The 22127-nt window shown below is 65.0% G+C and carries 17 protein-coding genes and 2 pseudogenes; 7 read left to right on the forward strand and 12 right to left on the reverse strand.

The genetic code is table 11. The annotated features are described in order from the left end of the window. Nucleotides 1-206: 206 nt before the first annotated feature. The 3 genes from DB708_RS15410 to DB708_RS15420 all read left to right on the forward strand — a co-directional run bounded on the left by DB708_RS15410 (nt 207) and on the right by DB708_RS15420 (nt 2422). The gene (locus tag DB708_RS15410) at nt 207-926 is read left to right on the forward strand and encodes a C39 family peptidase (protein ID WP_108923175.1); all 720 of its coding nucleotides are present in this window, start codon (nt 207-209) and stop codon (nt 924-926) included. Between the two features lie 120 nt (nt 927-1046). After that, the gene (locus DB708_RS15415; protein WP_108923177.1) at nt 1047-1505 is read left to right on the forward strand and encodes a DUF1003 domain-containing protein; all 459 of its coding nucleotides are present in this window, start codon (nt 1047-1049) and stop codon (nt 1503-1505) included. 65 nt (nt 1506-1570) lie between these two features. Further along, on the forward strand, nt 1571-2422 hold the full coding sequence (locus DB708_RS15420; RefSeq protein ID WP_108923179.1) for a hypothetical protein: 852 nt from the start codon (nt 1571-1573) through the stop codon (nt 2420-2422). Here DB708_RS15420 and DB708_RS15425 read toward each other — a convergent pair. The 4 genes from DB708_RS15425 to DB708_RS15440 all read right to left on the reverse strand — a co-directional run bounded on the left by DB708_RS15425 (nt 2419) and on the right by DB708_RS15440 (nt 9288). Beyond that, nucleotides 2419-3342, reverse strand: a complete 924-nt coding sequence (locus DB708_RS15425) for a TIGR03564 family F420-dependent LLM class oxidoreductase (RefSeq protein WP_108923181.1) — start codon at nt 3340-3342, stop codon at nt 2419-2421. The genes DB708_RS15420 and DB708_RS15425 overlap by 4 nt on opposite strands. A 32-nt stretch (nt 3343-3374) precedes the next feature. Further along, a complete protein-coding gene (gene car, locus DB708_RS15430) occupies nt 3375-6884 on the reverse strand; it encodes a carboxylic acid reductase (protein ID WP_201263550.1) in 3510 nt (1169 codons plus the stop codon). Nucleotides 6885-7016: 132 nt separating this feature from the next. Continuing rightward, nucleotides 7017-8066 (reverse strand): alkene reductase, encoded by a 1050-nt coding sequence (locus DB708_RS15435; RefSeq protein WP_261859448.1) that lies wholly within the window; start codon nt 8064-8066, stop codon nt 7017-7019. Nucleotides 8067-8367: 301 nt separating this feature from the next. Then, nucleotides 8368-9288 (reverse strand): TIGR03619 family F420-dependent LLM class oxidoreductase, encoded by a 921-nt coding sequence (locus tag DB708_RS15440; RefSeq protein ID WP_165839826.1) that lies wholly within the window; start codon nt 9286-9288, stop codon nt 8368-8370. A 210-nt stretch (nt 9289-9498) separates the two neighbouring features. Between DB708_RS15440 and DB708_RS15445 the strand changes: the two genes are divergently transcribed. Next, nucleotides 9499-10110, forward strand: a complete 612-nt coding sequence (locus DB708_RS15445; protein ID WP_108924297.1) for a PadR family transcriptional regulator — start codon at nt 9499-9501, stop codon at nt 10108-10110. Here DB708_RS15445 and DB708_RS15450 read toward each other — a convergent pair. Continuing rightward, a complete protein-coding gene (locus tag DB708_RS15450; RefSeq protein WP_108924299.1) occupies nt 10107-11810 on the reverse strand; it encodes a 3-ketosteroid-delta-1-dehydrogenase in 1704 nt (567 codons plus the stop codon). The two genes, DB708_RS15445 and DB708_RS15450, sit on opposite strands and share 4 nt — an antisense overlap. A gap of 101 nt (nt 11811-11911) precedes the next feature. Between DB708_RS15450 and DB708_RS15455 the strand changes: the two are divergent. Both DB708_RS15455 and DB708_RS15460 read left to right on the forward strand, forming a co-directional pair. Further along, nucleotides 11912-13041, forward strand: a pseudogene (locus DB708_RS15455) (Rieske 2Fe-2S domain-containing protein). After that, nucleotides 13041-13346, forward strand: a complete 306-nt coding sequence (locus DB708_RS15460) for a ferredoxin (RefSeq protein ID WP_108924301.1) — start codon at nt 13041-13043, stop codon at nt 13344-13346. Before DB708_RS15455 ends, DB708_RS15460 begins: the two are co-directional and overlap by 1 nt. A gap of 10 nt (nt 13347-13356) precedes the next feature. Here DB708_RS15460 and DB708_RS15465 read toward each other — a convergent pair whose 3' ends face one another. Next, the gene (locus tag DB708_RS15465; protein ID WP_108923187.1) at nt 13357-14367 is read right to left on the reverse strand and encodes a methyltransferase; all 1011 of its coding nucleotides are present in this window, start codon (nt 14365-14367) and stop codon (nt 13357-13359) included. A gap of 230 nt (nt 14368-14597) precedes the next feature. Beyond that, nucleotides 14598-15944, reverse strand: coding sequence for a nucleotide disphospho-sugar-binding domain-containing protein (locus tag DB708_RS15470; protein ID WP_108923189.1), 1347 nt, complete (start codon nt 15942-15944; stop codon nt 14598-14600). Between the two features lie 53 nt (nt 15945-15997). Here DB708_RS15470 and DB708_RS15475 point away from each other — a divergent pair, with 53 nt between their 5' ends. After that, nucleotides 15998-16657, forward strand: coding sequence for a TetR family transcriptional regulator (locus tag DB708_RS15475; RefSeq protein ID WP_108923191.1), 660 nt, complete (start codon nt 15998-16000; stop codon nt 16655-16657). A gap of 10 nt (nt 16658-16667) precedes the next feature. Here DB708_RS15475 and DB708_RS15480 read toward each other — a convergent pair. The 5 genes and pseudogenes from DB708_RS15480 to DB708_RS15500 form a co-directional block, all read right to left on the reverse strand. Further along, nucleotides 16668-17485: pseudogene (locus DB708_RS15480) on the reverse strand (SDR family NAD(P)-dependent oxidoreductase). Next, nucleotides 17482-18330 carry an IclR family transcriptional regulator gene (locus DB708_RS15485; protein WP_108924303.1) on the reverse strand — a complete coding sequence of 283 codons (849 nt, stop codon included), beginning with the start codon at nt 18328-18330 and terminating at the stop codon, nt 17482-17484. The pseudogene DB708_RS15480 and the gene DB708_RS15485 overlap by 4 nt, the downstream one beginning before the upstream one ends. 143 nt (nt 18331-18473) lie before the next feature. Beyond that, nucleotides 18474-19940, reverse strand: a complete 1467-nt coding sequence (locus DB708_RS15490) for an FAD-dependent oxidoreductase (protein ID WP_108923193.1) — start codon at nt 19938-19940, stop codon at nt 18474-18476. Beyond that, nucleotides 19937-20845 (reverse strand): biphenyl-2,3-diol 1,2-dioxygenase, encoded by a 909-nt coding sequence (gene bphC, locus DB708_RS15495; RefSeq protein ID WP_108923195.1) that lies wholly within the window; start codon nt 20843-20845, stop codon nt 19937-19939. Before bphC ends, DB708_RS15490 begins: the two co-directional genes overlap by 4 nt. Before the next feature lie 10 nt (nt 20846-20855). Continuing rightward, nucleotides 20856-22040: an acyl-CoA dehydrogenase family protein gene (locus tag DB708_RS15500; RefSeq protein ID WP_108923197.1), complete on the reverse strand. Its 1185-nt coding sequence runs from the start codon at nt 22038-22040 to the stop codon at nt 20856-20858. Nucleotides 22041-22127 lie beyond the last annotated feature (87 nt).

Raw genomic sequence — 22127 nt, forward strand, 5'->3', positions numbered from 1 at the left:
GGACGTTTTGTGGCGATGGCCGTGTCGGGCTGCCGACGGTGGAATCCATGTGAGCCTCCTCAGACGCAACGTCCGGCTGCCCTGGCGCTCGGTCGCGGTCGGCAAAACTGTAACACGTTCTATTGAGTGCTCCGGGGTGCCGCCGTCGATTGCGGGGAACCCAGGCGAGGCATGCGAATTGGTGGTTCACTAGCCCGATCAGCACCGTGTTCAGCTCCCGGATCGCTACCGCCGCGCGTACGGCCGCGGTGGTCGCTTTCCTTGGCGTGGCTGGTGTGCCCGTGGTCTCGGGGTGTCATTCGACGACGGCATCTAGGCCATCGTCGGCGATCACATCGGTGGCCGCCAGCGCCGGCGTGTACGGCGACCCCGCTGCGGCTGCCAAGTATTGGCGGGCGCAGTCGCTCGAGGACAACTGCGGGCTGATGTCGGTGGCCGACGTGGTCGGTGAGATCACCGGAAACGAGCCGACGGAACAGCAGATGATCATGCTGGCGCAGAACACGCCGTCGGGCAGCAATCCAGGGCCGATTTATGCACCTTCGGCCGATCCGAGCCACGAAAACGGCAACGGCGGTGTCGAAATGGCGGACTTGATCGTGCTGCTCGACCACTACGGCATCAAATCCACCATGTACTGGACGGCGCACCCGGAGACCACCGGCATGCCCGCGTTGCAGCAGTACCTGCGTGACGGGCGTAAGGCGATCGCCTGGGTCAATTCGGCGGTCATCTGGAACACCAGCGACCAGCGCACCAAGGCCGATCACTATCTTGTCGTCACTGGAATCGATATCGATAAGCAGCTCGTTCACTTGAACGACCCCGGCGCCGACCATGCCGACGAGCAGGTCAGCGTCGCCACCTTCACCGCTGCCTGGCAGCCCGGCGAGGAATCGATCGTCGTCACCGCGCCAGGCCGCTGAGCGTCGACGTCTTCACCGTTTCACGGCGCTTTGGCCACTAGCATTAGCCAGCGGTCCCGTGCACCCGCCGCGGCGGTCGAGGTGACGGATCACCGTGGCAGAGGAAAGGAACGGCTCGCGATGACGACACCAGCCGACGACCATCGACACAACCCGCAATTGATTCCGCGGCGGCTGCTGCGCGGCGGACAGCTCCATCACCCCGCCGTACTGGAGGAAGCCAAACGGCGCAGCGACAATCTTCAGTTGCGCTTGGCAGACCGGATCACAGCGTTTGCCGGGTCGATGAATTTCGTCTGGCTGCACGCGGCGTTGTTCGGCGTCTGGATGGTGTTCGTGGAACGCAATCCTTGGCCGACGCTGACCCTGGTCGTGTCCCTCGAGGCGATTTTCCTGTCGACCTTCGTGATGATCGGCCAGAACCGTCAGGCTGCTTTCCAGCAGGCCAGGGCCGACCACGACTTCCAGACTCAGGAGTTGGAGCTGAAGACCAACACCGAGCTCACCCGCCAGATTCACGTGCTCACCGAGGAATTGCACCGGCGGTTCATCCAGTCCACGCCCGAGCGCCCCGTTTAGTCGAAGAACCGAAAAGGATTGGTAGGGCAGGTGGTTGTACGGACCGCCATTCGCGCGGTGGACAGATGGTCGAGTTAGAGCAGGCGGTGCGCCCTCGGGTGCGCGCCGTCCTCCGTACGGTGGCGCGTGCGTCGGCACCGCGTCCCACCGCGGCCAAACATGCCGCCAAGGATTTGCGCCGAGACCTATGGCCGGCAGTGGTCGCGGAGATCCGCTGGGCGTTCACTTCGCCGCGCACCTGGCTGATGGGCGTGGTGGCCAACTTGGTCTTCGCCGTGGGGTGGTTGGTGGTGCAGCCACTAACGCTGGGCCGCCATCAGGATTGGGTGGTCCTGGTCGGAACCTACTTCTCCTCGTGGATCCTCGCTGACGTCACCACCACCAACCTGCTCGGCGCCGATCACTATCGCGTTGTTCAAGCCGTGTCCGACGGGGTGCCGTTCTGGCGGGTGCTGTTGATCAAGAACCTGGCCCTGTTGGTGATCGTCGGGCTGCCGACCTTGGTGACGGCGGTGGTGTTGACCCTCTGGCTGGAAACCCCGGAGCGCCTGGCCATTACGATCCCCACGGTCGCGGTGCCCATCGTGTCGTGGCTCGGAGTAGGCAACGTGTTCTCGGTGCTCCACCCGGTCAGCGTCGAGCCGCTGACGCGGCGGTGGCGGCAGCGCGGAGACCGTCGCCGCACTCGCGGCTGGATCGGCGCACTCACGCTGCCCTACGCGCTGTATTACTTCGCCGACCCGATGAACGGGGTAGAGCATCAGTTGTTGTGGACAAAGCTGCCTGCGTTGATCTGGCCGGTATTCGGTCGCGACACGAAAAGCTTTGTGCACCTGGCGATTGCACTGTCAGTGTGGGCTGGGGGCAGTGTCGCGGCGGTGCTCTGGGTGCGCAAGCGTGGCCTGCGGATCCGCTAAACGGCGACCTTGCGCAACACCGCCCGAGTTCGGGCGCGGCTTTCGTCGTCGCCGAACAGATATCCGGCAAATTCGTCCACGCCGGCGCTTCGTATCTCGTCGATACGGTCGGCGACGGTGGCTTCGTCGCCGATCAGGGCGAGCTCTTCGGGACCGGTCACGCCCTCTCGGTCCAGCATCGCGCGATAGGACGGCAGCGTGCCGTAGATCGCGAACTGTTCGGCGGCCTGGGCCCTGGCGCTTTGCGCGCCATCGGTGACACAGACGGGCAATCCGGCCACTACCTTGACCGCTCCCTTCGGTCGTCCGGCCGCGGCCGCCTCGTCCTGCAGGGTCGGGACGACATGAGTTGCCAGCGTCTTGGGCCCGGTCATCCAGGTGAACGTCCCGGCGGTGCGCCGAGCCGCCACGCGCAGCATTTGTGGGCCCAACGCGGCGATGTACACCGGGGGTTCCGGGATCCCGGATACCTGCAGCGACCCGCGAGTCGTTACCGTCTCGCCGATTGCGTGCGCCGCTTCGCCGGCGAGCAGTGGTTGTAAACCGTCGAGGTACTCGTTCATCCGCCGTATCGGCTTGTCCCACTGAACTCCCCAGTATTCCTCGCTCATCTGCGGGTGATTGACCCCGAGCCCGAGCTTGAACCTCCCGCCGGAAAGTGCGCTGAGGGTCAACGCGCGTTGGGCGGTCAACATGGGATGTGCGACCTGGATGGGCAGCACGCCCACCGCCAGACTGATACCTGGGACTTCGCGCAATGCAAGTGCTTGCATGGCCAGTAGATCGATTTCCCACGGAAGTTGGGCCGACCATAGAGTGGTGAATCCCTCTGCGGCCAAGCGTGAAACCTCGTCGATATACGCGGCCACGACGGACGGTCCGTCACCGTCGCCCAGGCTGTTGAAGATGCTGATCTCCATCACGCAGTCCTTTCTTCGATTGCTTCCCGCTCTCAGCCGAGTAACGACAGCTGGCGCAAGTTGTCGGCGTATTTGTCGATCAACTCCGCGGAGATGTGCGGGATGTCGTTGTCCGGCCCGACCTCGCCCGCGCACACCGCGGTGTGGAATGCCGCGGTCGGTGCGGCCGCGCCTCGGAGTGGTTTTTCCGGCTTGCGGAACGCGTGCAGCAGCGGGAGGATCGACTGCTGACGTTGCCGCTCAGGCAATCCCGTCAGCGCGGTCTGGAACCGGGCCAGCCAATCGTCGTAATCAGCGATGCGCTGGATCTTGTTGCCGGCCCGAATCAGCCAGTCCACGAACACATCCAGAGAAATGCCGTCGTCGTACGGGTTCATCACGTCGAACGAGCTGTAGCCTTCGGTGACCCTGGAGCCGATCGTGGTGATCGCCTCGGCGATGAAGTCGACCGGAAGGCCGTCGTAGTGCGCGCGAGCCCGGCTGCCCACGCCCTCGCGTTCGTAAAACGAATGCGGGGCAATGCCGGTCACCAGCAAGCTGAAGATCAGCCGGGTGAACATGTCCGGCACATTGAGCTGCCCACGGTATCGGGTGTGTGCGAGGATCATGTCGGACCGGAACACCGCGACCGGCAGTCCGCACACGTCGTTGGCTTCCCGGAGCAGCACCTCACCGGCCCACTTGCTGTTTGCATAGCCGTTGGCGTAGTCGTCGTTGAGTGGGCGATTGGGGCTCACCTGCCGGATGTCGCCGTCCTCCTGGAATTGGCCTTGCGGCACGGTCATTGCTACAGCGATGGTGGACAAGTAGGTGATGGGCTTGATGTGAGTGGTGATCGCCAACCGGATAAGTTCTGCGGTTCCAACAACATTCGGCCCGAACAGCTGGTCGTAGGGCAGCACATGGTTGACCAGTGCGGCCGGGTGCACGATCAGATCGACGGTGTCGGCGAGCCGTTGCCAGGTTGCGGGGTCCAGCCCTAGATTTTGGTCGGCGATATCGCCCGGCAGCACCTCGAGGTGTAGGGCGGAAAGCTCGCGGAACCGGTTCAGCAGCTCGGGATCGCCGCTGTCGAACGCCGTCTCCAGTCGTGTCCTGGCCTCCTTGGCGTCGCTGCCGCGGACGATAGTGACCAGCTTTCCGCCCCGCTTGGTGAGTCGTTCCAGCCACTCGAGGGTCAAGAATCGCCCGAGCCATCCGTTCGCGCCGCTCAGCAGAACGGTATGCGGCGCGCCGGTGATGTGCGGCAATGACGTTGCGGTGGCTAATGTTTGGGCGCCCACGAACTTGTCCAACGTCAGGTCAGCGGCTGCAATACCCCTCGCGTCTTGCCCGTGAACAGTACTGAAAGTCGGGCGTTGGATGCCAGTACCGCGCTGAGTCTCGATGTAGTCGGCGATTTTCCCGATGCTGTTAGCCGGGCTGGTGATCACCGAAACCGGAACCTCGACGCGGAAGATCTCCTCGAGCAGGTGCGAGAAAGTCAACGCGGACAACGAATCTCCACCGAGGTCGGTGAAATGCGCCTCGGGGCCGGCGGCAGAGGTGCCGAGCAGGGCGCGGCATGCTCCGGCCAGTGTCTCTATCACGGGTCGGTCGGCAGCAGTCTCGCGTAGCACCCGGATCTCGTCGACCTGCGCGGCCGCAATTTCGGTGTACAGCTCCTCAAGGCGTTCGCCGTAGCGCTCCTTCAGTCTGGGGCGCAGTTGCTTACCCAAGCCGGAGAGCAATCCGTTCTCGTCGGTGAAAGGTTTCGTTTCCAGGATGAAGTCGACGGGCACTTCGTACGACTGCAGCTGCGCGGCCGCGGCACTCTGCTGAAGCGACTGATGTATCGCCGCTTTCAATGCCGGACTGTTGCCGTATTCGGCCAGCGCTTCGGGAGTGGGCACGATGACAGCCAGCAGACTGGGCCGTTCGCTGTTGCCGTACACGAAGATCTGTTGCACCAGTGGAGCCCCGGCGTAGATGGACTCCAGATTCGTCACCGCGACGAACTCGCCCTGAGCAAGCTTGAGGACGTTGTTGCGGCGATCGACGTAGACGAGGTGGTCGGCTTCGATTTCTGCCATCACGTCGCCGGTCTTGTAGAAGCCGTCTTCGTCGAAAACCTGGGCGGTGATGTCCGGTCGCTTGTAGTAGCCCGGCGTCATCGTGTCCGTCTTGACGAGCAATTCCCCACGCGGATACGGCCGGTCGGTGAGGAAGTAGCCGAGCTCCGGGACGTCGACCAGCTTGTAATCGATGACCCGCTTGCGACTGATCACGCCGTCTCGGGCCAGGATGCCGGTCTCGGTCAGACCGTAGCCGTCCACGATGTGCGCACCCAGCGTCCAATCCAGGAATGTCTTCATCTCTGCGGCCAGCGGAGCGCTGCCGACGAAACCGCCAAGCACCCGGCCGCCCAAGACATGCTCACGCACCTCGGTCGCCGCGTCCTGCTCCGCGGTTGCGGGATCTGCCCCCTCCGCGATCCCGCGATCAATCGCGCCGCGGTAGTGCTGGTACAGCATCTCCACCACGCGGGGAACCACTCCGAGTTCGGTGGGCCGTACCAATCCCCAGTCTTCGAACAGGGTGGACAGATCGGACTCGGGGACGAAATAGTTGGTACCGCCGGCGATGAATGCCGATGCCACTGGCAGTCGGCCGCCGAGGTGGTTCAGCGGCATGAAATTCACGTTGAGCACTGGCATGCCGGGGTTGAGGAAGAACCCTGACGTCCACACCCTGGCGATCGTTCGCTCGGTGTACATGGCCCCCTTGGGAGTCCCGGTGCTACCGGAGGTGTACATGATCATGGCCAGGCGCTCGTCGCTGCCCTCGGTGAAGGCCGGGCCGGCGGACCGTTGTTGGCCGCGCTCCACGACGTCGTCGACCGTGGTGACGACAACCTGAGCCCCCCTGCCCTGCAAGCGAATGCGGCTCTGTTCGAAGTTCTCCCGCTGCTCGTCGACCTCGGGGTGGTAGTCGAACACCATCAGCTGCCGTAACGACGAGCTGGTCAGCACGGACTCCACGGCCAGGTCGAGATACTCGGCGCTGACCGCCACGATCTTCGGCTCGCATTCCTCGATGATCGGGCGGAGTCCGGTCACCGGAGCGTTGTGCTGCAGCGGGACGGTCACCAATCCGAGATAGGCACACACCATGTCGACGACCAGATAATCGGCGCTGGAGAATCCGACGGTCGCGACGACATCCCCAGGCGTGACCGGGTTCTCGGGGTCATGGCGCCAGGCACTGGCGATGGCACGCACTCGGTCCCAAACGTCTCGGTAGCTGATGGTCTCGAAACGCGGCCGCAGCTGCGCGGACGTGCGGCCATCGGCGTCGGTGACCATTTCGCGGGTGCGCTGCCCGAGAGCTGGGCGATCGGCATAGCCCGCGACGATCGTCTCGAACACCTCAACGAGCCGCAGGCCGGGTGTGCAGGCCGCCTCGACCACCTCCGGAAGGGGGGCCGCCGCGCGAAATTGGGGATCCTTGTCGAACAACTCGGCCACCCGCTGCGCCGCCCGCTCATCTCGGTCGTCGCCCATCTCGGCCAGTTGCGTGCCGTGCAGTGATCCGCTCGTCATGGTGTGTCCTTCCATCTTTATCTGTTCTTCGAACCAGAACACCGCCCGGACGACAACGGGGTGGCCCCACTCGGATGTGACCTTCGTTACTCGTCAGCGCCAGGATGGGTAATCCGTATAACCCTGTGCGCCGCCGGTGTAGAGAAATTCGTTTCGTGGCGCATTGAGTTGTGCCCCGTAGGTCCATCGCCGCACTAAATCCGGATTCGCCAGATATGCGCGGCCAACGGTCACGGCGTCCGCGGTGCCGGTCTTGACGAAATCGACGGCTTGCTCACGGGAGGTCGTCTTTCCGAACCCGCCGTTGAGCAACAGGCGGTCCGGCCATCGACGACGCAGCCACGAGTAGATGGGTCGTTCGGGTGGGACTCGCGCATGCAGATACGCCAATCCCAATTCGCGGGCGTTCTTGGCGAGAATCAAATGCGCTTCGAGGTCCGGTTCGTGGATGTGGTTCTCCGGATTGCCCGGAGATATGCGCAACCCCAAGCGTTCGGGGCCGATCACATCGGCGACCGCGCCAATGGCCTCGGTCGGAAATCGGGCGCGATCCTGAGCAGACCCGCCGTAGGCGTCACGCCGGTAATTCGCGTCGTAGGACAGAAATTGACTCAACAGGTAGCCGTTCGCGGCATTGATCTCAACGCCGTCCGCCCCGGCCGCTCGCGCGCGACACGCTGCGGCGACGAAATCAGAAATCACCGAACCTATTTCGTGGACGGTCAGTTCGTGCGGAGTGACAAGGGGCTTCTCCCCAGCGGCGGTGTGAACCGTGCCGGCGGGCCTGATCGCCGACGCTGCGACGGGCTGTTGGCCGCCGAGGATTTCGGGATGGGACATGCGGCCAGAATGCATGAGCTGCACCACAATTCGGCCACCCGCTGCGTGGACGGCTTCCGCGACCCGTGCCCATCCGGCTTGCTGTGCGTCAGTGTGCACACCGGGCTGTTTGGGGTACGCCTGGCCCCGCGCCGAAGGGAACGTGCCCTCGGTGATGATCAGCCCCGCAGTTGCCCGCTGCGCATAGTAATCAGCCATCAGCTTGGTCGGCACGCCGTCGTCCGCGGCGCGGGTGCGCGTCATGGGCGCCATCAGAATCCGGTTCGGTGCGTACATCGCGCCCAGTTGAATTGGAGCCAGCAAACGATGGCCGGGAGCTAACAGGCGCGGCGGTAGCGCGGAGCCGGCCGGGTGCGATGTGTACAGATGTTGCGATCGACCGGCAACAGCGAATCTTCGAGCCACGATTGTCCGCACCTTTCGTCCGGGAGTTGACCGCCACGACACGGACGTGGGCATTGCCCGTAAGACCGTGCGGACAACTCCATGGTGTCGTTGACATACCGCCAGGGCTACGACACGTGTCCTATCGCATAGAAGGCTTTTCCTCTTACGCGGCGACAGCCCGTGGGCTTACGCGGCGACGGCCCGTGGGCGGAGGCAGCTAACCGATGTTGGGTTTGATCTCTTCAATAACCCACTGCGCGTAATCGAGATATTCGTCGACGCCGCCGACAGCGGGAATCGGTACGGCGCTGACCGTCACACCCTGCTCGGCGAGCCAATTCAAACGGTCGATGATTTGCTGGATGCTCATGCCCGGTCGGTCGCCGGAGCCCCTGCGGATCACGTGCCCCTCGCCGACCCGATTGGTGCCCATGCCGTGCATCACGTCGAAAGGCCGACCGTCATAGCCGGGCTGGGACTTGATGTAGTCCAGCCTTTCGGCGATCTGCTCGGGAGTTGTCAGAAACGGCCACCACCCGGATGCGTATTTGGCCGCTCTGCGCAGCGCCGCATCGGCGTCGCCGCCGACCCAGATCGGGAGGTGAGGCTGCTGATCGGGCTTCGGTTCGAATGCGATGTTGTCGAACGACACATAGCGGCCATCGAACTGCGGCGTGTCGCTGGTCCACAATTCGACGATCGCCGCCAGGTATTCGTCGGCGATGCGGCCCCGCTCGTGAAACGGCACGCGCAAGAGTTCGAACTCCCGCGCCAGCCAACCGACCCCGAAGGTGACCATCATTCGGCCTCCACTCATCCAGTCGGCGGTCGCCAGTGCCTTGGCCAGGACGATCGGATGCTGCAGTGGCAGGATAGTGACGCAGGAATTGATGGCGATGTGTTCGGTGGCCCCGGCGATATGGGCCTGAGCGACCGTTGAGTGCAGATAGTGCGGCCCGGACAATTCGACATGCTCGGCGGGAATGACGAGATGCTCGGGGATGGCAATCATGTCGTAGCCCCAGCGGTCGGCACATTTCGCCATTCGCGTTTGGTCGGGTCCGGTGACCGTTGGTTCCCAGGACTGCATCGTTGCCTTGAGCCGGAGCATATGCGGCAGAGGGAAGACGAATTTCACGCAGGAACTCCTTCTCGGGCGCGGCCGACAAGGAAATCAAAGCTCACTGCGCCGTGGCCGTCACCCTGAATCGCCCACATTGCGGTGTCCCGGCCAGCGGTCAGTGCCGCTCAATCGGGTCTTTCGGGTTGTTAACCTGGCGACGTGGCGGAGACCAGCGAAAAGCCGGTGAAAGGGGCGCTTGCGGCGACCAGCTGGGCGCTGCTTGGCATGCTGTCCTATGAAGAGGAAGTCTCCGGCTACGACCTGAAGAAGTGGATCGGCTGGAGCGTCGACCTCTACTACTGGAGCCCTTCGTACAGCCAGATCTACACCGAGCTGAAGAAGTTGGAAGGCCTGGGTTTGGCCACGTCTCGCGTCGAGCATGATGAGGGCACCCGCAGCCGCCGGCTCTACAAGATCACCAAGGCCGGCATGGACGCGGTCACCGACTGGGCCACTGACACACCCGTGGATCCGCCGGTGCTCAAACACAGCGTGCTGATGCGGATGACGTTGGGGCATCTGAGTAATCCGGCCCGGCTCAAGGAAGTGCTGCAGGAGTACGTGGCCTACACCGAGTCCTGCCACCGCAAGGCACTCGAGGACGCCGAGGGAGCCGAAGCCGAACCCGCCTGGGCGTACTCGGTGATCGCGTTGCGCTGGGCGGCCAAGTACTACGCCGCCGAGCGTGAGTTCGCGCTGGAGATGATGAAGGACATCGACGCGGCCGACCGCATATTGCAGACGGCGCCAAAGGGTAGTTCCGGCAAACCGCGCACCACGCCCGGCTATTGGCGCGAGGTCGAAAAGCAGGTCGAGGCCAAGCGCGAAGCCGATTAGTCGGCGGCGGCCGCATCCCGGGCCGCGATGTAGCCGTACACGAGTCCCTGCGCGATCGTTGCGCCCGCACCCGGATATGTCGCGCCGAATGCGTTGGCGGCGGTGTTGCCGATCGCATACAGCCCGTTGATCACGGTCCCGTCCTCGCGCAGCACCCGCGCCCGGTGGTCGGCCGTCAATCCGCCGCAGGTGCCCAGGTCGCTGAGCACCATCGCGACGGCGTAGAACGGGCCTTTGGTCAGGGCGCGCAGGTTGGGGTTCGGGGAGATCGTCGGGTCGCCGTAGTAGCGGTCGTAGGCGCTGTCGCCCCGGCCAAAGTCGGGATCATCTCCGGCTGAGGCGTTTTGGTTGAACCGCGTGACCGTTTCGGTGAATTCCGGAACCGGCAGGCCGATCCGAGCACCCAGTTCCGCGAAGTTGTCGGCGCGCACCGCGATGCCCGCGTCATACCACGCCTGTGGGATGCGCATCCGCGGAAATAGTTGGGCACCAAAGACATAGCTGTTGCGATACTGCTGATCGAAGATGATCCACATCGTTTCGGCCGGGCTGCCTGACCGCTCCAGCTCGAGCACGCGCTGGCCGAACGACATGTAGTCCGACGACTCGTTGGCGAATCGGCGACCGTGCTGGTTCACGATCAGACTGCCCGGAAGCGACCGTTCGGCCAGCATCACGGCCGGCGCCTCGCCCGGAAGCGGCGCGATGGCCGGAAACCACCACGCCTGGTCCATCAGATCGATGTTGCCGCCGATTTCTTGCCCGGCGCGGATCCCGTCGCCGGTGTTGGCCGCCGCACCAAGGCTGAGATTGCTACCCAGCGACTCGGACTGGAATTTCCATCGCATGTCCATGCTGTGGTCGAAACCGCCGGTGGCCAGCACGACGCCGCGTCGAGCCGCGATCGTCACCTCGCGGCCGGCGTGCGCCAAGACCGCGCCGCGCACCCGCGCACCGTCGCCGTCGAGGCGTAGCAGGGTGGTGTCCGTCCACACTGGGATACCGGCGCGCAGCAAACCCGCGAACAGGCCGGCCGCCAGGCCCTGACCGCCCGCGGCGTAGCGCCGGCCCAGCATCCGACCGCCCACGCCTTGCGCGATCCGCTTGGCGAACGTCGGAATCCCCTTGCGCGGTACCCGCGCCACCAGATTCATCCAGCGGTAGTCGGCACCCGTCGTCGGCACCGGGACGCTGACCTCCATCAAACCGGGCTCCAACCGGGTGCGGTAGGCGCCCAGAAGCGACGTGTCGAACGGTTGACATTCACAGGTGCGGCCAGCCGCGCAGCCACCGGGCTCCTCGGGGTGGTAGTCGGAATAGTCGCGCGCCCAGAAGAATCGCAGAGGCGTGTTTCGTCGCAGCATGTCGACCGTCGCGGACAGGTGCGTCAGGAATGCCGTCGAGCGCTGCTGGGGTGCCGAGTCCGCAACCACCGAATGGAGGTAGGTGGCGGCCCGCTCCTGCGTATCGCCGGCGCCGGCCTCGGCGAGCACCGGCCCCGCGGGCAGCCACAGCGCGCCGCCGGACCGCGCGGTCGAGCCGCCCACGTGCGACGCCTTCTCCACGACCAGTACTGACAGCCCGAGTTCGTGGGCGGCCAGCGCCGCGGCCATTCCGGTGCCCGAGCCCACGACGAGCAGGTCGACGCTGGTGTCGGTGACGGGAAGTCCGGCGGGGATCGTCGCGCTGTGCAGTGCCACGCCGAGCACCGTATGCCCGGGCCGCTTGACGCAGGAATAGCCGTCCTGATGAGTGGAACAATGCGACCCAAAGGCGCGTCCCCGGGAGTTAGATCATGCGCATGCATGACACCGACGAAGTTCGGCTCATTGAGGCCCAGGCCGCACCGACCCGGTTTGCCCGCGGCTGGCATTGCCTGGGATTGATCAGAGATTTCGGCGATGGCAAACCGCACGCGATCAACGCCTTCGGTCAGAAGCTGGTGGTTTTCCGAAGCGGCGACGGCAAGATCAACGTCCTCGACAGCTACTGCCGGCACATGGGCGGCGACCTGTCCCAGGGCGAGGTGAAGGGCGACGAGATCGCCTGCCCATTCCACGACTGGCGCTGGGGTGGTGACGGGCGATGCAAGCAGGTGCCGTACGCCCGACGAGCACCCAGGCTGGCCCGCACGGCGACCTGGACCACGCTGGAGCAGGACGGCATGTTGTTCGTCTGGAACGACCCGGAGCGCAAACCACCGCCGCCGGAGGTCACGATCCCGCGTATCGAGGGAGCTACCAGCGATGAGTGGACCGACTGGCACTGGTACACCACGGTCGTGGGCACCAGCAATTGCCGCGAAATCGTCGACAACGTCGTGGATATGGCGCACTCTTCTATATCCACGGCGCGTTGCCGACTTACTTCAAAAACATCTTCGAGGGACACATCGCGACGCAGTACATGAACGGCGAAGGCCGACCTGACATGGGCAGCACCGAAGGCGCCAAGATGCTGGGCAATACCTCGGTGGCGTCGTACTACGGCCCGTCCTTCATGATCGACGACCTGACCTACCACTACGAGTACGGCGACGCGCAGTCGATTCTGATCAACTGCCACTATCCGATCGACTCGAATTCCTTTGTGCTGCAATACGGCATCATCGTCAAGAAATCGGAGGCGTTGCCCGGCGATGAGGCCATGAGAACCGCGATCCAACTGGGTGATTACGTCAAGCTGGGTTTCGAGCAGGACGTCGAGATCTGGCGACACAAGGCTCGTGTCGACAACCCGCTGCTGGTCGAGGAGGACGGTCCGGTCTATCAGCTGCGACGCTGGTATCAGCAGTTCTACGTCGACGCCGGGGACGTGCAGCCGGATATGGTGGACCGCTTCGAGTTCGAGCTGGACACCACTCGCCCCTACGAGGCGTGGATGAAAGAGGTCGAGGCGAACATGGCGGCCCACGGAGCCGGCTCGGTGTGATGTCGGCCGATTCGCCTGCACGGACGGACAATCGGCTCGACGCGATGCCGATGATGCCCGTGGCATGTCGCAGCTGCGGAGCGCGTGTGCTGGTGCGCAAGAGCACCTGGAGCCAAACCAGCGTGCAGTGGAATGCCGACGCGACGGACCGGTGTACCGAGCGCGCCGACGCCGAGGAGGTGTCGGCGCACGCCAATCGGGGTGTGTTCCTGGTGTGTTCGGCGCTGCGCGAGTCGATTCTCGATGCGGTGCGCGACGGTGAGCTTCCCATCGTCGACGACGTCGCCGACGCGACCGTCTCGTAGACCCGGCCGGTTAGGCCGGGGACGCCTCGATGAGGTGATAGGGCGGTTGCAGGGGTGTATCGCGAATCATCTTAAGGTCGGCCGCTTTTAGCAGCTGCTCGAATTCACCGGTTTCGCGTTCGCGTCCAGAAAAGGCGAACATCATCGCGATGTCCATCAAAGCCGCACTCGGCAGGTTCTGGGCGATAGTCATCTCCGCGATCATCAGACGGGCACCGGGCTTCATGGCACGGCGAATATTGCGCAGGATCGTCTGGCAGGCTTGGTCATCCCAGTCGTGCAGCACGAATTTGAGCAGGTACAGGTCGGCGGCGGGAATCTCGTCGAAGAAGTCGCCCTCGACTCCCGTCATGCGATCCCCGACTCCGTGTCGGCGTGCCTCTTGCTCCACGCCGTGCATCGCCGACGGCAGATCGAGGACCACTCCGGTGAGCGGAGGATGGAGCTTCAGCAGCTGAGCCAGGAACGCACCGTTCGCGCCACCGACGTCGACGACCAGACGTGCATCGGCGACGTCGATGGCGGCTACCGCGTGGCGAATCACCGGTGTGGAGAGATCAGTCATCGCTGCACCGAACATCTGCGCCTCTTCGTCGTGTGTGCTCAGGTACTCAAAAGTGCTGCAGCCCAATACGTCGCTGACGAAATTCTCGCCACGGATTACTGTGTCGGGAAGTTGTAGTGCCGGAAGCCAGAAGGCTGCCGACAGTCCTGCCATCGCATAGTGCTTGAGACAGTATTGCGAATCCTCATGTAGCACTTGCAACATCGGCGTGCCCGAAAACTCCTTATCTGTCTCGTCGTACCGCAGAAATCCGAGTGCGGCACCGGCGCGCAGCAAGCGGTAGGTCATATCCGGGTCACTCGATGCGCGCTCAGCGATCTCTTCGGCACTCAATGGCCCCGATGCAAGCGCCTCGGCCACCGAAAGGCAGGCCAGGGTGCGGACTGTTTGAGCTCCCCAACCCGCCAAGATCTGCTGATACACGGTGTCAAAATCCGCTTGGGAGTTGGAAATCATCGACTGAATCGCTGCCTTTCATTTTTGGGATGTGTATCCCAGTATGCATGAAAGCCGGATGTCGGTAAGAGTCTCGGTATGACTTGTCGTCTCTCAGGCTTGGACGAAGTCCGTCGTATCGATGCTCGAAAATCGTCGCCGCGGCGACTCGAGGATGTTGGACCTCACCGCACCCGGCAACACCGCCTGGACGTGAATGTGGTCGCCATGGCCGGCCGGCCGCACCACGGTTAGCGCATTGTGCTGGCGGATGGTCGCTCGTCGCTCGTCGAGGCTTCCGGGTCCTTGGATGCCGAATGTGCAGATCGCGCGCTCAGCCGATCGACGATGTCGGCCAGGCCGTCGAAGCCGGAGGCCGCGGACATGTCGGCGGCGACACGCAAGCTGGCTTGGCGGTAGTGCGGCTGATTGAGCACCGCGAGAATGTCGCGGCGCAGGGCGCGTGGCGTGGGTCGTTCACTCCTGATTCGCCGCCCGACGCCGGACCACACGACGCGCGCACCTACCTCCGGCTTGTCCTCCTTGCCGCCCGTGGCGACGACCGGCACGCCGTGGCGCAACGCGTACTGGACGCTACCGTAGCCGCCGTTGGTCACGTAAACCGCAGTGCGCGGCAGCAATTCGTCATACGGCAGGTACGTTGCGGCGCGGGCGTTTTCCGGCAGCCGCGGCAGCGTATCCAGCGGGCGCCCGCCCGTGCTGACCACGACCAGAACGTCCTCGGCCGCGAGCGCCTGCAACGTGGGGGCGATCAATTGTTCGTAGTCGGTGTTCGCGACCGTGCCCTGGGTGACGTGGACGACGGGCCGGCCGCCATCGAGGTCGGCCCACCACGGCGGTAGGGGCGCGTGCGAACCGGTGGCCGACAGCGGCCCCACGAAGTGCAGCCCGGCGGGGGCGTCGGAGCGGGGGTATTCGAAGGAGGGCACGGTGAACTGCACGAGCGAATCTGTCCGGTGCCCCCAATGCCCGAGCCCGCCCGGCATGGGGGTGGAGTGGAACTGGCGGTGCAGGTCGTCGACGCTCCGATTCACCCGCCGCAGGACCAGTCGGATCACGTTTGACAGTGCGAAGTTTCGGGCGCGGTTGAGCACACGAGCCGGCGGCAGCCCCATCCCGAACGGTGCGGTATCGACGCTGTCGAGGTACAGCGGGATGACCCCGCAGTTGACGACGGCCGGCCGCGCCGACCGCGGGCACGCGAGCAGGAAGGCGGCGGCGAAAAAGGCCGAGTCGGCGAGGATGGCGTCGGCCGGACGGGCCGCATGGGCGGCGACGAGCGTGTCGTATTGGGCCTCGATTGGTCGGGCGAAGATGTGTTCGTAGTCGTAGGCGACGGCTTTGACGCCCTTCAGCTTGGCCCGCTCGGGGCGGTGTGCGAATAGGGAACGGTCGTCGAAGTCCGCCTCGGCGGGCAGCTGTATGAAGGTCGCCCCGGTGGCGGACACGGTGTCGGCGAAGCGCGCCCCGGTGACAAATCGGACGTGATCACCTCGGTCGACGAAGCTCTTGGCGACTGTCAGGAGCGGTGTGACGTGGCCATGGATGGGGACGCTGGCGATGATGATCGACGACACGGTGGCCTCCCGACAGGCGCTCTCATTGATCTGATCGCGTACTATTCATTGTTATGCCACCAAAGTCAATGTCGAAACCGCAGGCTCGGGCGTATCGATCCGAGCTTCGCGTTCGACAGGCGGAGGAGACACGCTCGCGGGTCCTCGCCACCGCGGGGAAGCTATTCGCCGCCAACGGATACGCAGCCACCTCCCTGGCGAAGATCGCTGCCGCGGCGGCCGTTTCCGCTCAGACCGTGCATCTGCAAGGACCCAAGGCCGCCTTGATGATTGCGGCTATGGAGTACGCCCCGGTCGGCGTGGCAGGCGAGGAGAACCTCTTCGACCTGGACATCGGCCGCGCCGTGCTGGCCGTCGACGACTACGAGGAGTCGCTGGACTTCATGGCTGCGACGCTCACGAGCGCGCACGAACGGACGGCGCGCCTGGCGCTGGCGCTCATCGGCGGAGCAGGCTCCGACCCCACGTTGGAGCGTTACCTCAACGACTTGACCGCCAGCCTGAACGAACAGAACCGGCGCGGCCTTGGTGTCTTTCGCGACCGGGGCTGGCTTCGTTCCGATGTTCCGTTCGACGAGCTCGTCGAGACCGCCAACGTTGTTTGTAGCGTGGACACCTACCTGCGCATCACCTACCACGACGGATGGAGCGTGACCGCCTACAAGTCATGGCTCCGGCGGATGTTCGCTGAAGCAATTTTCCGTGCGCCCTGAGATTCGCCACCTATTGTCGAAGCGTCGGAGGGCTCTGCGCGGCAAGTACATTCGCCCGTTCCACCATTGCTGAGCCCACATATTCCGGCTCGGTGAGCAGATAGAACCGGCCTTCGACGGCCTGTTCGAAAATCGCGGCCGCGGCCGTCCGCGGATCCATGGCCGCGGCCTTGACGTCCAGCATCGCGGCGCGCTGCGCTTCGGCGACGCCGGGGTCGACGCCGCCTGCCGACTCGAAGATGTCGGATTTCACCGCACCCGGCAGCACGGCCTGCACGTGAATGTGCTCGCCGTGCCCGGCCGCCTGCACGTCGAGATACAGGCACTCGGTCAACGCCAGCACCGCATGCTTGCTCACGACGTAGGCGCTTGCAAGGGAGCCGCCAGCACACTGCCGACCGACGACAGGTTCCACACCCAGGCGTGCTCGTCGGTGGCCATCATCTTCGGCAGGAACGTGCGCACGCCGTGGAACACCCCGCTGATGTTGATGTCGACGACGCGCTGCCAGTTGGACAGGGGCGTGTCCCACAGGTAACCGAACTGCTCCACGCCGGCGTTGTTCACCAAAAGCCGCACCGCGCCGACATCGCGGTAGGTACGTTGGGCGAGTTCCTGCACCGCGTCCGGATCGCGCACGTCGCACACGACGTCGACCGCGGATCCTCCTGCGGCGCAAAGCTCCTCACGCACGGCCGCGATGGCGTCGGCGTCGACGTCGGCCAGCACCACGGTCATTCCCAGCGAGACCGCGTGGCGGGCCAGGCCCGCGCCGATGCCCGCGCCGGCTCCGGTGATGACTGCGACGCCGCCGGCGAACGGATTCACGCGTACTGCAACGCGGGCCGCTGTGCGGCAGGCTGACGCCGGGGGAGTAGTGGGCGTAGCGGCTGCAGCGTCGGTGCGACCCGCCGTGGGCCGTCTTCGACGTTGCGCCAGATGCCCATCGCCGTCATGCGTACCGGCGCGGTGAGTCGCTGATCGAACATCATGCGATTCATCGGGCCGCAGACCGACACCGCGGCAACAGCGTCGCCCGGGCCGCCGATGGGCGCTGCGACACAACCGAATCCGAGCAACGACTCCTCGCGCTCGAACGCCACACCATGGGCGCGCACCTTGGCCAGTTCCGCGGCGAGTTGTGAGCTGGTGGACATCGAGTACTTGGTCTTGCGGACTCGCAGATCGACTTGGGCGTCCTCGTCGCAGTAGGCCAGGATCGCCTTGCCCACGGCGGTGCAATGTGCGGGCTGGCGGGCGCCGACCCGGGTGGGGATCGCGTCGGCCATTCGGTCGCCGGTCTTGTCGAGGTAGACCACGTCGGGTCCGTCCAGCACCGCGAGATGGGCCACCAGCCCGGTGGCGCGGTGCAACTCGCCCAGTAGTGGGCCGGCCGCACGCACCAGGCGGTCCTGGTGGACGGCCAGCGATCCGAGTTCCACCAAGCGCATGCCGAGTTCGTAGTCGCGTCCGCTGCGGCGCAGCCAGCGCAGCTGCACCAGGCGTTCGAGCATCCGGTGCGCCGACGAACGCGGCAAGCCGGTGCGCCGAACGATCTGGGCGAGCGTGAGGCGCCCCGGCCCGTCGAATGCGTCGAGGACCAACGAGATGCGGTCGATGACGGCGGTGGGTGTGCTTGATTCGGTCGCAACGGCGCGCACGGTCCCAGTCATCGGTTCCTCCATCAGCTGTTCGTATCTGGCCGCTATATTTCTAGTAGGAATATCTATTTTTACCATACGGATGTGGTCGCTGTCACACACGACACGAAAATCGCCGGCGGACCCAGCGGTCCGCACGGCGCGAGTGAAAAGCGTCAGGCCTTGGCTGCCGACCGTCCGGCGCGTCGGCCATAGAAGCTGCCGTCGCCGAGCGACACGCCGCTGGCATAGCCCCAGGCGGCCAGCCCGGCGGTCGACCGGCCCGCGGCGAACAGGCCCGGGATGGGCTGGCCGCTGACGTGCAGCACCTCGGCGTCCAGCGTCGTGGCCAGCCCGCCGAGGGTGAAACCGCCGGTGTTCTCGCGCAGATCGATCGCGCCGAGCGGACTACCGATCGGCTTGATCCACTCCGGCTTCTTGTGTAGCAGCGGATCCTCGCCGTGCGCGGCGCCCTCGTTGTAGGCGGCGACGGTTGCCTGCAGCGAACCGGGCGCCAGACCTATCTCACGTTCCAAGTCCGCGACGTTGTCGGCCACCCAGGTCGCCTCCCGCAACATGAACTTCGGCGACCACGACGCCATCGCCTCCTCGTTGGCATCGCTGTCGATGATCAGGTAAGCGGTGTTGTCCTGGTGGTAGAGCGTTAGCTGGCCGATCCGACCCGGATAGGTGTCCTCGGCGACATACGGCTGACCGCGGCCGTTGACCAGGATCCCGCGCACCAGCTGCTGCGGATCGATGAAGATCGCGACCTCGGTGGCGTCCATATGAGCCAGATCGGCGCCCAGCGCCTGCGCCATCCGGATCGCCTGCCCGTCGTGTTGCTCGATCGACGCGGCCGGGCGTCCCGCGATCCGCGGCGCGTAGCGCGCCACCATCGCGTCGTTGTAGGCGAAGCTTCCGGTCGCGAGCACAACCCCGCTGCGCGCCCGGATCGTCATCTCGTTGCCGTACTGGCGGGCACGGATGCCGACCACCCTGCCGTCGGATTCGACGATCAGGCACTGCACCCGCACGTCGTAAAGCGCGCGTGCGCCTGCCGCGGTTGCGGTTTCGACGAGTGGCTTCATCAGCATGTAGCCCGCGCTGGCCTCGCCCTGCTTTTTGTTCTGCATTTGCGGGACGTGCCCGCGCGGGGCGGGGGAGGCGATCGTGTTGAACGGGAATGAGTTTTCGCCGCCGCTGTACATCAGCCCCTGATCGCCCATCGGCTCCCAGCCGGGCTCGGAGAAGAACTCCGCCTTGAACGGCACACCGCACCCGACGAGCCATTCGAAGTGCGTGACGCTGCCGGCGCAGTAGTCGGCGATCCGGTTCTCATCGGCGCCCGGCCCCATCGCGACGTTGAGGAACGCAGCCATGTTGTCGACGGAATCGGTGAAACCACAGGCCTTTTGCAGCGGTGTGCCACCGCCGAGGTAGATGAAACCGCCGGCCATGGCCGCCGCGCCGCCCCAGGAACCGGTGCGTTCGAGCACCAGGACGTCGGCGCCAGAGCGGGCCGCTTCGACCGCGGCCGCCGCACCCGCGACGCCATAACCGGCGATGACGACGTCGGCCTCGTGATCCCACGCGGTGATCGACGACGCCGGCACGGGCGTGACGTCGGTGTCAGGTGTCATAGCTGCATGGCCGCGGGCATCTCGCCGACCCACTGGTGGCCCCAGTAGCTGTCAGCGGTGATTTCCTCTGCGGTGTAATAGTTTTCGTCGACCCGCATGCCTTCGGTGCCGAACTCGATGTCCCAATCACCGGGCGCCCGGACGTAGAAGGAGAGCATCTTGTCGTTGGTGTGGCGGCCGAGCGTGGACGACAACTGGAAGCCCTCGGCGTTGACCCGGTCGAGCGCCTGACCCACCGCGTCAAGAGTGTCGACCTCGACCATGATGTGCACCAGCCGGGGGTCGCGCATGTGTGCGGCGGGCACGATCGCCATGCTGTGATGGCGTTCGTTGATCCCGAGGAAGCGAACCCGCACCGGGCCGAACTCTTTCGGCAACGGCACCCGGAACGCCCCGCGGGAGCGGAATCCCAGGACTTCGGTGTAGAAGTCGAACAGCCCATTGGGATCCATTGCGGGCACCACGACGTGGCCCAGGCCCTGATCGCCGGTGACGAATCGCGCGCCGAACGGAGTGACGACCGGGCTGTGATCGAGCACCGCGCCGTGGAACACCTCGATAGTGGTGCCGGCCGGATCCTCGAAGGTGATCACCTCTTCCACCCGGCGGGCTTCGGCGTCGTCGACGGACATTTGCTTCAACGGCACCCCGGCACCGTCGAGGGCGGTCTTGACCCGCTGCAGCGCCGGGTGATCGCGCACCTCCCAGCCGATGGTGAGCACCCGATCGGTCTCGCCCGGCACCACGATCAGCCGCGCCGCGCGCTCATCCATCCGCAGATACAGCGCAGACTCGTCGGGGCCCTTACCCTCGGCGAAACCCAGCACGCCGAAGGCGAAGCGGCGCCAGCGGTCGATGTCGTTGGTCGAGATAGTGATGTAGCCAAGGCTTTTCAGGTCGGTCACCTAAGACTCCTTAAATCAACGCCCGCAGCGGACCCTCGGGGGGCTCGATGCCTATCGAACTCAGCGCCGACGCATGGTAAGTGGTGCCGGGCACATGGATGGCGTGCATCTGACCGACGTGCACGTCACGCCAGTACCGTTGCAGCGGCTTGTCCATCCGGGCGGCATTGCCGCCCGAGCGGGCGAAGATCTCGTCGACGGCCGACACCGCGCGCCACACTGCGCGCACCTGGGTGCGGCGTCCGGCGGCACGATCGGCGAACGATACCTCCTTACCGGCGGCGACCATGTCGTAGATCCGGTCGGCGTTGGCCAGCAACTCCTGGCGGGCCGCGTTGATATCAGCGGCGGCCTCACCGATCGCGTGCATGACGTACGGGTCGTCCTTGATCGCGGTTCCGGTGGCGCCGACGCGCTCGCGCTGATAGTCCAGGTGTGCGGCCAGCGCGCCCTCGGCGATGCCGATGGTCGCTGCGGAGATGCCCAGCGGGAACATCGTCGACCACGGCATCAGGTAGAGCGGCTCGGTCATGCCGGCTTCCCGCTGCGCGGTGCCGTCCATCACCTTCGTCGCATCCATCGTCCGGTAGGCAGGGACGAAGGCGTCGGAGACGATGACGTCCTTGGAGCCGGTTCCGCGCAGCCCCACCACATTCCACGAGTCCTCGACAATCTCGTAGTCCTTGCGCGGCAGGATCATGTGCAGCATCTGCGGCGGCATCAACGGGATGCCTTTCGCGTCGCCGAGCATGGCGCCCAGGATGATCCAGTCGCAATGGTCGGTGCCCGAGCTGAACTGCCAACGGCCGTTGAACAGGTAGCCGCCGTCGACGGGTTTCGCCACGCCCTGCGGCGCGTAGGGGGAGGCCATCCAGGTGTCGACGTCGTCGGCCCAGATCTCGGCGGCGACTTTCGGGTCTGCATAGGCCAACTGGTAGGGATGCACGCCGACCACACCGACGATCCAGCCGGCGGCCGGATCCAGCGCCGCGGTGGCCATCGTCGTCTCGGCGAACTCGCGGGGGTGCACCTCGAAGCCTTGGTATTGCTTGGTCTGCAGCAGCCGGATCAGGCCGGCACCCTTCATCACCTTGACGGTGTCATCGGTTAGCCGGCCGATTTGTTCGGCTTCCGCGGCCTGGTCCCGCAATTGGTCCGCCATGGCCACTACCCGGTCGAGTACCCGGTCGCTCATATCGTTGTCCTTACGTGTGTGGGCTAAGTAATGGTCTACCGCAGTCCCCGCCCGTCCCAAAGGAAATCCCGATGAGCGGGCGGAAAT

This window comes from Mycobacterium montefiorense (assembly GCF_003112775.1).
GTDB classification, from domain to species: domain Bacteria; phylum Actinomycetota; class Actinomycetes; order Mycobacteriales; family Mycobacteriaceae; genus Mycobacterium; species Mycobacterium montefiorense.

What these genes read in the sequence shown, in the direction of transcription:
- DB708_RS15415 (WP_108923177.1), top strand. Translation starts at nt 1,047, where the DNA reads ATGACGACACCAGCCGACGACCATCGACACAACCCGCAATTGATTCCG.
- DB708_RS15420 (WP_108923179.1), top strand. Translation starts at nt 1,571, where the DNA reads ATGGTCGAGTTAGAGCAGGCGGTGCGCCCTCGGGTGCGCGCCGTCCTC.
- DB708_RS15425 (WP_108923181.1), bottom strand. Translation starts at nt 3,342, where the DNA reads ATGGAGATCAGCATCTTCAACAGCCTGGGCGACGGTGACGGACCGTCC.
- car (WP_201263550.1), bottom strand. Translation starts at nt 6,884, where the DNA reads ATGGGCGACGACCGAGATGAGCGGGCGGCGCAGCGGGTGGCCGAGTTG.
- DB708_RS15445 (WP_108924297.1), top strand. Translation starts at nt 9,499, where the DNA reads ATGCTGTCCTATGAAGAGGAAGTCTCCGGCTACGACCTGAAGAAGTGG.
- DB708_RS15460 (WP_108924301.1), top strand. Translation starts at nt 13,041, where the DNA reads ATGTCGGCCGATTCGCCTGCACGGACGGACAATCGGCTCGACGCGATG.
- DB708_RS15465 (WP_108923187.1), bottom strand. Translation starts at nt 14,367, where the DNA reads ATGATTTCCAACTCCCAAGCGGATTTTGACACCGTGTATCAGCAGATC.
- DB708_RS15475 (WP_108923191.1), top strand. Translation starts at nt 15,998, where the DNA reads ATGCCACCAAAGTCAATGTCGAAACCGCAGGCTCGGGCGTATCGATCC.
- DB708_RS15485 (WP_108924303.1), bottom strand. Translation starts at nt 18,330, where the DNA reads ATGACTGGGACCGTGCGCGCCGTTGCGACCGAATCAAGCACACCCACC.
- DB708_RS15490 (WP_108923193.1), bottom strand. Translation starts at nt 19,940, where the DNA reads ATGACACCTGACACCGACGTCACGCCCGTGCCGGCGTCGTCGATCACC.
- DB708_RS15500 (WP_108923197.1), bottom strand. Translation starts at nt 22,040, where the DNA reads ATGAGCGACCGGGTACTCGACCGGGTAGTGGCCATGGCGGACCAATTG.